The sequence below is a fragment of the Salinarimonas rosea DSM 21201 genome, assembly GCF_000429045.1.
Taxonomy (GTDB): Bacteria; Pseudomonadota; Alphaproteobacteria; order Rhizobiales; family Beijerinckiaceae; genus Salinarimonas; species Salinarimonas rosea.
On sequence record NZ_AUBC01000004.1, the window covers coordinates 51,570 to 64,704 of the forward strand.

General features: G+C 70.3%; 15 protein-coding genes. All 15 read right to left on the minus strand.

What is annotated here, in order from left to right; translation table 11 throughout:
* Positions 1–149 precede the first annotated feature (149 nt).
* Entirely contained in the window at positions 150–599 is a 450-nt protein-coding gene (locus G407_RS0102540) for a type II toxin-antitoxin system RatA family toxin (protein WP_029029543.1), read from the minus strand.
* A 12-nt stretch (positions 600–611) separates the two neighbouring features.
* Complete coding sequence (lipA, locus tag G407_RS0102545) at positions 612–1,580, minus strand: lipoyl synthase (protein ID WP_029029544.1); 969 nt, start codon at positions 1,578–1,580, stop codon at positions 612–614.
* Positions 1,581–1,730: 150 nt separating this feature from the next.
* Positions 1,731–1,985 (minus strand): GlsB/YeaQ/YmgE family stress response membrane protein, encoded by a 255-nt coding sequence (locus G407_RS0102550; protein WP_029029545.1) that lies wholly within the window; start codon positions 1,983–1,985, stop codon positions 1,731–1,733.
* A gap of 83 nt (positions 1,986–2,068) precedes the next feature.
* The gene (locus G407_RS0102555) at positions 2,069–2,710 is read right to left on the minus strand and encodes a DUF2799 domain-containing protein (protein ID WP_029029546.1); all 642 of its coding nucleotides are present in this window, start codon (positions 2,708–2,710) and stop codon (positions 2,069–2,071) included.
* A gap of 102 nt (positions 2,711–2,812) precedes the next feature.
* A complete protein-coding gene (locus G407_RS0102560; protein ID WP_210163062.1) occupies positions 2,813–3,553 on the minus strand; it encodes a hypothetical protein in 741 nt (246 codons plus the stop codon).
* Positions 3,554–3,573: 20 nt separating this feature from the next.
* Positions 3,574–5,010 (minus strand): dihydrolipoyl dehydrogenase, encoded by a 1,437-nt coding sequence (gene lpdA, locus G407_RS0102565; RefSeq protein WP_029029548.1) that lies wholly within the window; start codon positions 5,008–5,010, stop codon positions 3,574–3,576.
* Positions 5,011–5,027: 17 nt separating this feature from the next.
* Positions 5,028–5,645, minus strand: coding sequence for a GNAT family N-acetyltransferase (locus G407_RS0102570; RefSeq protein ID WP_029029549.1), 618 nt, complete (start codon positions 5,643–5,645; stop codon positions 5,028–5,030).
* Entirely contained in the window at positions 5,638–6,075 is a 438-nt protein-coding gene (locus tag G407_RS25320) for an endonuclease domain-containing protein (RefSeq protein ID WP_245259009.1), read from the minus strand. The genes G407_RS0102570 and G407_RS25320 overlap by 8 nt, the downstream gene beginning before the upstream one ends.
* 371 nt (positions 6,076–6,446) lie before the next feature.
* The gene (locus tag G407_RS0102580; protein WP_029029550.1) at positions 6,447–7,886 is read right to left on the minus strand and encodes a pyruvate dehydrogenase complex dihydrolipoamide acetyltransferase; all 1,440 of its coding nucleotides are present in this window, start codon (positions 7,884–7,886) and stop codon (positions 6,447–6,449) included.
* A 32-nt stretch (positions 7,887–7,918) separates the two neighbouring features.
* The gene (locus G407_RS0102585) at positions 7,919–8,227 is read right to left on the minus strand and encodes a DUF5076 domain-containing protein (protein WP_029029551.1); all 309 of its coding nucleotides are present in this window, start codon (positions 8,225–8,227) and stop codon (positions 7,919–7,921) included.
* 16 nt (positions 8,228–8,243) lie between these two features.
* On the minus strand, positions 8,244–9,710 hold the full coding sequence (locus G407_RS0102590) for a pyruvate dehydrogenase complex E1 component subunit beta (RefSeq protein WP_029029552.1): 1,467 nt from the start codon (positions 9,708–9,710) through the stop codon (positions 8,244–8,246).
* 73 nt (positions 9,711–9,783) lie between these two features.
* Entirely contained in the window at positions 9,784–10,869 is a 1,086-nt protein-coding gene (pdhA, locus tag G407_RS0102595) for a pyruvate dehydrogenase (acetyl-transferring) E1 component subunit alpha (RefSeq protein ID WP_052340869.1), read from the minus strand.
* Between the two features lie 141 nt (positions 10,870–11,010).
* Positions 11,011–11,367 carry an FtsB family cell division protein gene (locus G407_RS25325; RefSeq protein ID WP_052340870.1) on the minus strand — a complete coding sequence of 119 codons (357 nt, stop codon included), beginning with the start codon at positions 11,365–11,367 and terminating at the stop codon, positions 11,011–11,013.
* Positions 11,368–11,401: 34 nt separating this feature from the next.
* Positions 11,402–12,799 carry a GTPase HflX gene (hflX, locus tag G407_RS0102605; RefSeq protein WP_029029554.1) on the minus strand — a complete coding sequence of 466 codons (1,398 nt, stop codon included), beginning with the start codon at positions 12,797–12,799 and terminating at the stop codon, positions 11,402–11,404.
* 16 nt (positions 12,800–12,815) lie between these two features.
* The gene (hfq, locus tag G407_RS0102610; protein ID WP_029029555.1) at positions 12,816–13,070 is read right to left on the minus strand and encodes an RNA chaperone Hfq; all 255 of its coding nucleotides are present in this window, start codon (positions 13,068–13,070) and stop codon (positions 12,816–12,818) included.
* Positions 13,071–13,135: the final 65 nt, after the last annotated feature.

Sequence of the window (13,135 nt, forward strand, 5' to 3'; positions counted from 1 at the left end):
AGATCCGCAGGGGTGTGCCGAGCGTGCGCGGTAGCGCGCGCGTCCACGAACGCTGCCGGAGGCGCCTCGCGCCGCGGCGCCGGCGCGCCGCTCTTCGAAGGCCTGTGGTTCTGGGCGCCGGACTGCCTTCGGCATCCGGGATGACATGCTCACCCGTAGATCGCGTCCGCCCGCTCCTCGAACGCCTCGGAGAACTTGCGGAAGGCGCGGTCGAACATCGTACCCATCAGCATGCCGAGGGCGAAGTTCTTGAACTCGTAGTTGATGTAGAACTCCACGTCGCACGCGCCCTCGCCCGCCGGCTTGAAGGTCCAGCGGTTCTCCATGTAGCGGAACGGACCGTTGACGTACTCGACGTCGATCCGCGCACGCGCGCGATCGAGGGTGACGCGGCTCGTGAAGCTCTCGCGGATGCGCTTGTAGCCCACCGTCATGTCGGCGACGAGCGTCTCCACCCCCTCCCCGCTCTGCACCTTGCGACGGACCTTCAGGTCCTCGCACAGTGGCACGAACTTCGGGTACTGCTCGACGTCCGCGACGAGGGCGAACATCTCCTCCGGCGTGTGCCGGACGCGGCGTGTGGTGCGGAAGGACGGCATGGCGGCGGCCGGTCAGCGACCGAGCTTGGCGAGGCGCGCGGCCTTGAGCCGCGCGAAGTCGTCGCCCGCGTGGTAGGAGGAGCGCGTCAGCGGTGACGCGGAAACGAGCAGGAAGCCTTTCGCGTAGGCAGTCGTCTGGTAGGCCTCGAACTCGTCGGGCGTCACGTAGCGGATCACCGGGTGGTGCTTGCGCGTCGGCTGCAGGTACTGGCCGATCGTCATGAAGTCGACCTCCGCCGAGCGCAGGTCGTCCATGAGCTGGAGCACCTCGTTGCGCTCCTCGCCGAGCCCGACCATGATCCCGGACTTGGTGAAGATCGTCGGATCCAGCTCCTTCACCTGCTGGAGCAGGCGGATGGAATGGAAGTAGCGCGCGCCGGGGCGCACCTTCAGGTACTTCGACGGGACGGTCTCGAGATTGTGGTTGAACACGTCGGGGCGCGCCGCGACCACGATCTCGAGCGCGCCGGGCTTCCTCAGGAAGTCGGGGGTGAGCACCTCGATCGTGGTCTTGGGCGAGCGCGCGCGGATGGCGCCGATCACCTGTGCGAAGTGCTCGGCGCCGCCGTCCTCGAGATCGTCGCGGTCGACCGAGGTGATCACCACGTGCTCGAGGCCCAGCTTCTCCACCGCGAGCGCGATGTGCTCGGGCTCTCGGGCGTCGAGCGCCTCGGGCATGCCGGTCTTGACGTTGCAGAAGGCGCAGGCGCGGGTGCACGTGTCGCCCATGATCATGAAGGTGGCGTGCTTCTTCGTCCAGCACTCGCCCACGTTCGGGCAGCCGGCCTCCTCGCAGACCGTGACGAGCCCGTTCTCCTTGACGATCCGCTTCGTCTCCGCCCAGCCGGGAGAGCCCGGCGCCTTGACGCGGATCCAGTCCGGCTTGCGCTGGAGCGGCTGGTCGGGCCGATGCGCCTTCTCGGGATGGCGCGGGCGGGCGGCGCGGGTGTCCTTGGCGAGGAGGTCGAGAACGACGGTCATGCTCTCCCGATCCGGCTTGGCGCCCGCGCGATGCGCAGGCTCGTGGCGTCGCCTTGATCTAGGGCGTCGCCGCGCAAGACGCAAATCCCACGCGGCGAGGGACCGCACGCCGGATGCAGGTCAGGCCCGCGCTCGCCGCGCGCGCGGCGCTTATCGCGCCCTGCGGCCCTGGACCATGCCGAGGATCCACAGGAAGACGATGGCGCCGATCGTCGCCACCACGATCGAGGCCAGGTTGAAGCCCTCGCGGAACTCGAAGCCCAGGAGAGAGGCGATGAAGCCGCCGACGATGGCGCCGATGATGCCGACGACGAGGTTGGTCAGGAGGCCGTGGTTGCGGCCGGTGACCTTCTCCGCGATGAAGCCGGCGATGATGCCGACGACGATCCAGGCGATGATGGACATGGAATTTCAGCTCCCCGATGGACGATGATCGTGGCCGTAACGCGCGGCCTCGTGCGGGCGTTCCGCCGCAGGCGAGGCGCCGATCACTGCCGGCGGGCGTAGCGATCGAAGAAGCGCTGCGCCTGCGCCTGCGCAGCGGGGAGCGCGGCGCTCGCCTGCTGCAGGTCGAAGCGCGCCCGGTCCATGTCCCAGCGCAGATCGTCGATGCGGTCTCGGATCTCGTCGATTCGCTCGCGCCGATCGGTGGCCGAGAGGGTCCGGTCGTCGCGCAGCTCGTCCATGCGCCGGCGGAGTCTGTCGCGCTCGCTGTCGCCGTTGCGCAGCCGGCTCTCGGCGGAGGCGACGCGCCGCTCGGCGGCGCCGAGACGCGCGCCGATCTCGCGCCCCTCGAGGAAGGGACCCGCGACGCTCGCCGGGCACAGGCCGTGATAGCTGTCGTTGTCGCGGCCGGTGGCGAAGCCGTTCTGCGGCGTGCAGTACAGCAGCACGCCCGAATCCCAGCCGCTGCGGTAGGCCGCGACGTCCGGAACGATGTCGAAGTTGGCGCACACCCGCGCATGGCTCTCGAGCCGCGAGGGCGCGTGACCCTCCGCCCCGTCCCGCTGCCCGATGCTGGACCAGTCTTCCGCCCGGCATTCCTCGCGGGTGATCGTCGCGCAGCCCGACAGGCCGATCGCGAGCACCGCGAGGGCAGGCACCGCGAGCGCCAGGGTCCTCGACTTCATGATCATCGCCCCCGTTGAAGATGGCGATTGGTTAAGCCGAGGCGCGGCGGAGACGCAAGGGCCGCGGGGGGCGTCCGCGATCGCCTCGCGAGACGCGGCGGATCAGGCGAGCGCGCTGCGGTAGCCGAGGGCGGCAACGGCCGCGGCGCCGAGAAGCGCGAGCGCGACCACGCTCCAGGCGTCCCCCCAGTTCGCGACGGCGACGGCGACGAGGGCCCACGTCACGGAGACGGCATAGAACGGGATGGCGGGCACGCGCGCGAGCACCATGCCCGCCGTGGCGAGCGCGCCGATCAGGCACGCGAACGCCCAGCCCACCGGGCCGAGCCAGAGATCGTAGCCCGCTCCCACGAGCCCGATCGCGACCCACGAGGCCGCCGTGAGCCAGCCGGAATAGAGCGCCAGCGGCGCGCGCAGCAGCCAGCGGTCCTCCCGAGGGGTCCGCGCGAGCGCCACGAGGGCGAGGATCAGCATCACCCAGATCAGCACCGCGGCCCAGACGGCGCTCACCTGCGCCACGGCGAGCCAGGCGGCGCCGACGACGAGGCTGCCGGCGAGCGGCCAGCGCGGTCGGTCCCATGCGAGATCGTCCCCGCGGCGCACGAGGCCGAACGCGGCGGACGTCAGGAGCCACAGGTAGATCGCTCCCCAGATCCCGAAGGCATAGCCCGCCGGCTGGACCGGCGGGTCGACCTGCGGCACGGGAAACAGGTCCGGATCGAAGCCGGCGAAGGGAAACGCCAGCGGCGCGGTCGCGAAGGCGAGCGAGGCGGCCGCGACGAGGACGGCCTTCATGCGCCGCGTGTCGGCCGCGCCGTCGCGCGGGGGGCCGGGTTCGGGCATGGGGCCTCCTCGTTCCGGGCTCACGTGTGAATCACCCGCCCATACGCATCGAGCACGCTCTCGTGCATCATCTCCGACAGGGTCGGGTGCGGGAAGACCGTGTGCATCAGCTCTTCCTCGGTGGTCTCGAGGTTCATGGCCACCACGTAGCCCTGGATCAGCTCGGTGACCTCCGCGCCGATCATGTGGGCGCCGAGCAGCTTGCCGGTCTTGGCGTCGAAGATGGTCTTGACCATGCCCTCGGGCTCGCCGAGCGCGATCGCCTTGCCGTTGCCGGCGAAGGGGAAGCGGCCGACCTTGACCTGGAGCCCCTGCTCCTTCGCCTTGGCCTCGGTGAGGCCCACGGACGCCACCTGCGGGTGGCAGTAGGTGCAGCCCGGGATCATGCCCTTGTCCATGGCGTGGGTGTGGAGCCCGGCGATGGTCTCCACGCAGATGACGCCCTCGTGCTCGGCCTTGTGGGCGAGCATCGGGGGGCCGGCGACGTCGCCGATGGCGTAGACGCCCGGCACGTTGGTGCGGCCGAGCCCGTCTGTGGCGATCACCCCGCGCTCGATCTTGACGCCGAGCGCCTCGAGCCCGAGGCCCTCGACGTTGCCGACGACGCCCACCGCCGAGATCAGCCTGTCGGCCGTGATCTGCTGCGAGCCCTTGTCGGTCTCGATCGTCGCCGTGACCGAGCTGGACCCCTTCTCGACCTTGGCCACCTTGGCGGAGGTGAGGATCTTGATGCCCTGCTTCTCGAAGCGCTTGCGCGCCATCGCGGCGATCTCGGCGTCCTCGACGGGCAGGATTTGCGGCATCACCTCGACGACGGTGACCTCCGCGCCCATCGTGCGATAGAACGAAGCGAACTCGATGCCGATGGCGCCCGAGCCCATGACGAGGAGCGACTTCGGCATCTCCTTGGGGACCATGGCCTCGAAATAGGTCCAGATCAGCGTCTTGTCGGGCTCGATGCCCGGCAGCACGCGCGGGCGCGCGCCGGTGGCGACGACGATGTGCTTGGCCTTGTAGCTCCCCGGACCGAGCGCGCCCTTCGGCGCCGGCACCGGCGGGCCCTCGACGGACTTGGTGGCGGGCTTCACGGTCACCTCGCCGGCCTTGGCGATCGAGCCCTCGCCCCAGATCACGTCGACCTTGTTCTTCTTCAGCAGCATGCCGACGCCGCCGTTGAGCCGGCCGGAGACGCCGCGCGAGCGCTTCACCACGGCGCCGATGTCGAACGAGACGCCCTGGGCGGAGAGCCCGTAGTCGCCGGCATGCGACATGTAGTGGAAGATCTCGGCCGAGCGCAGCAGCGCCTTCGTCGGGATGCAGCCCCAGTTCAGGCAGATGCCGCCCAGATGCTCGCGGTCGACGACGGCGGTCTTCATCCCGAGCTGCGCCGCGCGGATCGCGGCGACGTAGCCGCCGGGACCGGCGCCGATGATGATCACGTCGTAGGTATCGGCCATGGTGAGGTCCCTCTCGTCTAGGGTCGGGCGCCCTCGACGGGGCGGGTCAGGAGGATCCAGCGGCTGTGCGGGGTGTAGCGGGCATGCTGGCGCACCGGCCGGGCATCGATCTCGGAGAAGCCCCGGCGCGCCAGGTGGGCGCGGAAGGCGGCGTTGGTCTCGTGGGTGGTGATGGCGAGCCGGTCGCAGCCGGCGGCGCGGGCGCGCGCGATGCCGGCATCGATCAGCGCCGCGCCGATGCCGCGCCCGCGACGCTCCGGCAGGACGGCGAGGTCGCGCAGCAGATAGGCGCCGTGCACCGTCGCCAGGAGCTCGTAGTGCGAGCGCTGGTCCGGCGGCAGCCGCAGGAGGGCGAGCCTGCCCATCCGGCGCGTCAGCTTCAGGGCGACGAGGGCGCCGACGACGGCGCCGTCCGCCTCGGCGACGACGGCGTTCTTCCACGACATCTCGCCCGAGGGCCGCGCGATCTCCGCCGCGGCGGCATCGAGCCAGGAGCGCCCGCCCCGCACGTCACGCGCGAACACGCTCGCCACGTGGCCCGCATTGGCGACGTCCCACAGGACCGCGACGTCGCGCGCGTCCGCGGGCGTTGCGGGGCGCAGGGTGGCGGCGGCGAGGGTCGCGGCGTCAGGCATGGGTGGGAACGATCTCGGCCAAGTGGGCGTGGACCGTGTCCATGACGACATCCATGTCGCGCAGGACGGTGTCGTTGGTGAAGCGCAGGACGCGGAAACCTTGCCGCGCGAGCGCCGTATCGCGCTCGACATCGCGCGCCTGCTGCGCGTCGTAGGAGTGGCTCGCTCCGTCGACCTCGATGATCAGCTTGTGCTTCAAGCAGCAGAAATCGACGACGTAGGAGCCGAGAGGGTACTGCCGGCGCCAGGATGTGCCTTCGAGTGGCACGCGCTTGCGCAAATGCCACCAGAGGCGCTTCTCCGCGAAGGTCGTGTTCCGGCGCAGCGACCGTGCCGCCCGCCGAGCCGCGGGCGTGGTCGAGCTCTTCGGAGGTTGATTCCACGGCATCGAAGATCCCCCTTCGAGAACATGTCCCAACGTGGACGACACCCGCCGACGATCTCCCCCCTCTCCCGCGCGGAGAGTGGCAGAGGGCGTGGGTGCCGCAGGACCAGCTCGCCCTCGATGTAGCCCCTGCACGCCCCACTCCACCGCCTCGCACCCGGCGAGACCCGCCCGACGACCCTCCTCCGTCCGCTTCGCGGCCACCTCCTCCGCAAGGGAGGAGAAAGTACCTGCATCCACGCCGGAGACCGAGCCGCCGACCTGGACGACACCCGCCGAGGGTCTCCCCTCTCCCTTGCGGAGAGGGGCCGGGGGTGTGGGTGCCGCAGGACCAGCTCGCTCTCTATGCGGCCCCTGCACGCCCCGCTCCACCGCCTCGCACCCCGCGAGACCCGCCCGGGAGGACGAGCCTCACCTCAAACCAGCATCCCCATGGGGTTCTCGATCAGCTCCTTGAACGCCGCGAGCAGCTCGGCCCCCAGCGCGCCGTCGACCACGCGGTGGTCGCAGGACAGCGTCACGCTCATCGCCTGGACCACGGCCGGCGCGTTGTCCTTCACGACGACCCGCTGCTGGCCCGCGCCGACGGCGAGGATCGAGGCGTGGGGCGGGTTGATGACGGCGGCGAACTCGCGGATGCCGAACATGCCGAGGTTCGACACGGCGGTGGTGCCGCCGGTGTATTCCTCCGGCTTGAGGCGCTTGTTGCGGGCGCGGCCGGCGAGGTCCTTCATCTCGGCGGAGATGGCCGACAGCGTCTTCGTCTCCGCCTTGCGGATCACCGGCGTGAACAGCCCGCCCTCGATCGCCACCGCGACGCCGACGTCGGAGTGCTTCAGCTTGAGGATCCGGTCCTCGGCCCAGACCGCGTTGGCGTTCGGCACGCGCTGGAGCGCGAGCGCCAGCGCCTTGATCACGAAGTCGTTGACGGAGAGCTTGTAGGCGGGCTTGCCGTCCTTCACCGGGGCGGCGGCGTTGAGCTGCCCGCGCATCGCCAGCGCCGCATCGAGCTCGACGTCGATCGTCAGGTAGAAGTGCGGGATGGTCTGCTTGGACTCGAGCAGGCGCTTGGCGATGGTCTTGCGCATGCCGTCGAGCTGGACCTCCTCGTAGGAGCCCTTCTCGAACATGGCCTTGACCTGATCGAGCTTGAGACCCTGCGCCATGGTCGCGCCGGCGGTGGCGGCGGGGGGAGTCGGCACCGCCTTCTGCGGCATCGCGTCGGCGGCGGGTGCCGCGGCGGCGGGAGCCGCCTTCGCCGTGCCGCCGGCGAGCGCCGCCTTGACGTCGCGCTCGATGATACGCCCGTGCGGGCCCGAGCCCTGCACGCCGGAGAGATCGAGCCCGCCTTCCTTGGCGATGCGCTTGGCCAGCGGCGAGGCGAAGATCCGCCCGCCGGACGGCGCGGCCGCGGGGGCGGAAGCCGGAGCCGGGGCGGGAGCCGGCGTGCCGCCGGGCGCCTCGTCGACACGGGCGTAGGACATGTGCCCGGCCTCGCCGCCGCCCGCCGTCGTCGTGTTCGCCTGCGGCGCGACCGGCTCGGTCTCGGGCTTCGGCTCGGGAGCCGCCGGCGCGCCGCCGGAAGCGGGCGCCTGGACGCTCTTCGGGTCCTCGCCTTCCTCGGCGATCACCGCGATGACGTCGTTCACCGGCACGTCCGCCGTGCCCTCGGGCACCACGATCTTCGCGAGCACGCCCTCGTCGACGGCCTCGACCTCCATCGTGGCCTTGTCGGTCTCGATCTCGGCGAGGATGTCGCCGGACTTGACCGAGTCGCCTTCCTTCTTGAGCCACTTGGCGAGGTTGCCCTTCTCCATCGTGGGGGACAGGGCGGGCATCAGGATGTTGATGGGCATCGTCGCTGGATCCTGAGCTTGAACGGGAAAGGTCAGTTCACGGCGCTGGTCGAGCCGGGATCGGTGGGATCGTCGAGGGCGCTCTCGATGCCGGCGCGGATCTGGGCGAGGGCCTCGTCCTCGCTCATGCCGGTCTCGAGGGCGTAGACGCGTGCGGCGTGGCGGGCGAGATCGACGAAGAGCACGCCCCAGGTGAAGGGGTCGTCGAAGGAGCGCCGCAGCGAGACGGACACCGCACCCTCCACGACGCTCGCGCGCAGGATCTCGTGCCCGCCTCGCTCGCGGACGTCCGGCGGCGCCTCGAGCTCGTGGAAGAGCGGGGTGTCGTCCTCTCCGTCCATGCCGCGCCCTCCCCGCTCAGCGGTAGCAGACGGCCTTGACCGCCTGCACCACCTCCGCCACCGACGGCAGCGCGAGCTTCTCGAGGTTGGCCGCGTAGGGCATCGGCACGTCCTTGCCGGTGACGCGGGCGACCGGCGCGTCGAGATAGTCGAAGGCGTCGGCCTGGACGCGCGTCGCGATCTCGGCGGAGACGCCCGACTGCGGGAAGCCCTCCTCGACGCAGACGCAGCGCCCGGTCTTCATCACCGAGGCGACCACCGTCTCCGAGTCCATCGGGCGGATGGTGCGCAGGTCGACGACCTCGCAGGAGATCCCCTCGCCCTCCAGCTCGTGCGCGGCCTTGAGCGCGTAGGTCATGCCGATGCCGAAGGAGACGATGGTGCAGTCCGTGCCCTGGCGGTGGACCTTGGCCTTGCCGATCGGGACCGTGAAGTCGTCGAGCTTCGGCACCGGGAAGGACTGGCCGTAGAGGATCTCGTTCTCGAGGAAGATCACCGGGTTCGGGTCGCGGATGGCGCTCTTGAGGAGCCCCTTCGCGTCCGCCGCGGTGTAGGGCATCACGACCTTGAGGCCGGGCACGTTCGAGTACCAGGCGGCGTAGTCGTGGCTGTGCTGGGCCGCGACGCGCGCGGCGGCGCCGTTGGGGCCGCGGAAGACGATCGGCGCGCCGAGCTGGCCGCCGGACATGTAGAGCGTCTTCGCCGCGGAATTGATGATCTGGTCGATCGCCTGCATGGCGAAGTTGAAGGTCATGAACTCGACGATCGGCCGCAGGCCGGAGAAGGCCGCGCCGACGCCGAGCCCCGCGAAGCCGTGCTCCGTGATCGGCGTGTCGATCACGCGGCGGCCGCCGAACTCCTGGAGCAGGCCCTGGGTCACCTTGTAGGCGCCCTGGTACTCGGCCACCTCCTCGCCCATGACGAAGACGCTCTCGTCGCGGCGCATCTCCTCGGCCATGGCGTCGCGCAGCGCCTCGCGCACCGTGGTGTTGACCATCTCGGTGCCGGCGGGGATCTCCTGCGTCGCGTCGTAGACGCCCTCGGGGCGGATCACGGCGGGCGCGGCCGGGCGGGCGACCGGGGCGGTCGCGTCCGTGGGACCCGCACCGGCCGGCTGCGCCGCCATGCCCTCGGCGGCCATCTGCGCGGGCGCGCCGCCGGCGGGCTCGGGCGCGGGGGACGGCGCGGCAGCCGGAGCAGGAGCCGATGCGCCGGCGGAGGCCGCCGCCGAGACGTCCTCGCCCTCCTCCGCGATGATCGCGATCGGCGTGTTGACGGCGACGTTGTCGGTGTCCTCCGCGACCAGGATCTTGGCGAGGACGCCTTCGTCCACCGCCTCGACCTCCATGGTCGCCTTGTCGGTCTCGATCTCGGCGAGGATGTCGCCGGATTTGACCGTGTCGCCTTCCTTCTTCAGCCACTTGGCGAGCTTCCCCTGCTCCATGGTCGGGGAGAGGGCGGGCATCAGGACGTCGATGGGCATGGACCTGCGCTCTTCGGTCGACGACAGCCGCGCGCCCCGCCGGGCGGGGGCGCGCTGCCGGAGGGAGGGGAGATCAGTGGAGAATGTCCGTGAACAGCTCGGACGCGTCGGGCTCCGGATCGCTCGTCGCGAAGTCCGCCGCCTCGTTGACGATCTTGCGGATCTGGCCGTCGATGCCCTTGAGCTCGTCCTCCGGCACGCCGAACTCGCCGATCAGGCGCCGGCGCACCTGCTCGATCGGATCGTGCTCCTCGCGCATGCGCGAGACCTCGTCCTTGGTGCGGTACTTGGCCGGGTCCGACATCGAGTGCCCGCGGTAGCGGTAGGTGAGCATCTCGAGGATGTAGGGCCCCTCGCCGGAGCGGGCGTGCTCGATGGCGCGCGCGCCGGCGGCCCTCACCGCGCGGATGTCCATCCCGTCGACCTGCTCGCCGGGGATGCCGAACGAGAGCCCGCGCTTGGAGAAGTCCGACTGCGCGGCCGAGCGCGTCACCGACGTGCCCATGGCGTAGCGGTTGTTCTCGATCACGTAGACGACGGGCAGCTTCCAGAGCGCCGCCATGTTGAAGCTCTCGTAGACCTGGCCCTGGTTGGCCGCGCCGTCGCCGAAATAGACCATGCTGACGCGGTCCTCGCCGCGATAGCGGTTGGCGAAGGCGATGCCGGTGCCGAGCGGCACCTGGGCGCCCACGATGCCGTGCCCTCCGTAGAAGTGCTTCTCCTTGGAGAACATGTGCATGGAACCGCCCTTGCCCTTCGAGTAGCCGCCGCGGCGACCCGTGAGCTCGGCGAGCACCCCCTTGGGGTCCATGCCCGTGACCAGCATGTGGCCGTGGTCGCGGTAGCCGGTGATCACCTGGTCACCGTCCGCCGAGGCCATCTGCATGCCCACCACCACGGCCTCCTGGCCGATGTAGAGGTGGCAGAAGCCGCCGATCAGCCCCATGCCGTACATCTGTCCCGCCTTCTCCTCGAAGCGGCGGATCAGCAGCATCTCGCGATAGGCGTGGAGCTCCTCCTCCTTGTCGAGGGTGGGAGCGTTGGTCGCCGAGCCCTTCGCAGCGCGCCCCTTGGCCGGGGACTTGATCGCAGCGGACTTGGCGGAAGCGGACTTGCTGGATGCGGACGCGCCTTGCGTCCGACGTGCAGCCGTGGCCATGCACACCTCCGAGACGTTTTCCTCGCGCCAAGTCTTAGCCCAACTAAAGTCGGAAAGCGAGAGCGCAAGAGTGCGTGCACAGACGCCGCGGGCCCCCCTCATGTCCCTCGGAATAAAGGAAGTTCCAGAATCAACTTCTTTTCAGTTGATCGAAGTTTCGGCGCGTGCCGCCGGCGCGTCGGCGGCCGGCCCCAGCATGATCACCACGTCGTTGGCGTGGACGCGCCCGAGCATCAGCCGCGCTTGCTCCTCGAGCAGGTCGCGATCGATCTGCTCGGCGCGCACGAGGGCGATGCGGTGCTCCCAGTCCTCCCGCTCGCGGGTGAGCGCGTCCAGCGTCGCGGCGATGCGCTCGCGCTCGATCTGCAGCTCGCGCTTGGCCTCGAGCCCACGCTGGCCCGACTGGGCGTGGTGCACGAAATAGCCGACCGCGAGCCCCGACACTCCGTAGAGCGCGAGGGGAATCAGGACGGCGCGGAGGCGTTTCTTGACGACCATGACGAGATCGTCGGCGGCGATGGTGAAGGATCGGTTAAGCGGCCGCCGCGCGCCGCGCCTTCGGGAAGCGCTGGAGGAAGCGCGGCTCCTTCTCGGCGGCGATGCGCACGACGAAGTCGAGCCGGTCCTCGCGGTCGTGCCGCTCGAAGATCTCCGCCTGCTCGTAGAGCCAGTTGACGCTCGCGCCGTCGCCGGGGTCGAGCGTCACCGCGTAGGTCGGGCGGTCGCGGGCGATGCGGTCCTCGACGACGCGCAGCAGCTCCTCGATCCCCTCCCCCGTCACGGCGGAGACGAGCGCGGGGCGCTCGTGCGGGTCCATGCGGGCGATGACCGCCTCGAGCCGGGCCCGCTCCTCGGCGTCGATCAGGTCCGCCTTGTTCCAGACCTCGACGAGGCGCGCGCGATCCTCCGGGTCGATGTCGAGATCGCGCAGGACCCGGCGCACGTCCTCGGCCTGCGCCAGCGTCTCCCCGTGCGAGACGTCGCGCACGTGCAGCAGCACGTCGGCCTCGATCACGTCCTCGAGCGTGGCGCGGAAGGCGGCGACGAGCATGGTCGGCAGGTCGGAGATGAAGCCCACCGTGTCCGAGAGGATCGCCTTCTCGCCGTGCGGCAGCGCGATCGCCCGCGAGGTCGGGTCCAGCGTCGCGAAGAGCATGTTCTCCGCCATCACCTCGGCACGGGTCATGCGGTTGAAGAGCGTCGACTTGCCCGCGTTGGTGTAGCCGACGAGCGCGATGACCGGGTACGGCACGCGCCGACGCGAGGTGCGGTGGAGCGCGCGGGTGCGCGTCACCGTCTCGAGGTCGCGCTCGATGCGCGTCATGCGCTCCTGGATCTGCCGGCGGTCCGCCTCGATCTGCGTCTCGCCCGGCCCGCCGAGGAAGCCGTAGCCGCCGCGCTGGCGCTCGAGGTGGGTCCAGGAGCGGACGAGACGGCTCTTCTGGTAGTTGAGGTGCGCGAGCTCGACCTGGAGCGTGCCCTCCTTGGTACGCGCCCGGCGCCCGAAGATCTCGAGGATGAGCCCCGTGCGGTCGATGACCTTGGCGCCCCACTCCTTCTCGAGGTTGCGCTGCTGCACCGGCGAGAGAGCGCAGTCCATCACCACGAGACGGATCTCGTGCGCGGTGACGATGCCCTTCAGCTCCTCGACCTTCCCCTTGCCGAGATAGGTCGCCGGCCGCGGCGCCGCGAGGGGCGTGACCAGCGCCTCGACGACGCTCAGGTCGATCGCCCCGGCGAGGCCGACAGCCTCCTCCAGGCGCGACTCGAAGGCGCGGGGGTTCGTCGGCGGGCCGTCGGCCTCGCCGCCCGATCGGCGGCGTGTCGGGTACGGGCCGACGACGAGCGTCGGCGTCCCCGAGGCGACTTCCTTCTCGGGCTCGGCGAGACGCCGGAGCCGCTCCTCGACGGGCGGGTTCGCCTCGCTCACGGATCAACCTCTCTCGTCAACCCTTCTCGGCGCCCTCGTCGTTCTGCTCGAACAGCTGGATCGGCTGACCCGGCATGATCGTGGAGATCGCGTGCTTGTAGACGAGCTGTGAATGACCGTCGCGGCGCAGCAGGACGCAGAAATTGTCGAACCATGTCACAACGCCTTGGAGCTTCACGCCGTTCACGAGGAAGATGGTCAAGGGGACCTTGTTCTTCCGCACGTGGTTGAGGAACGTGTCCTGGAGATTTTGCGCGCGCTCGCCCGCCATGAGTTTGCCTCGCCACCCTGCCGCCGCCGGTCTTGGAGGCCAGGAGCCATGGAGGTTAGATCGGC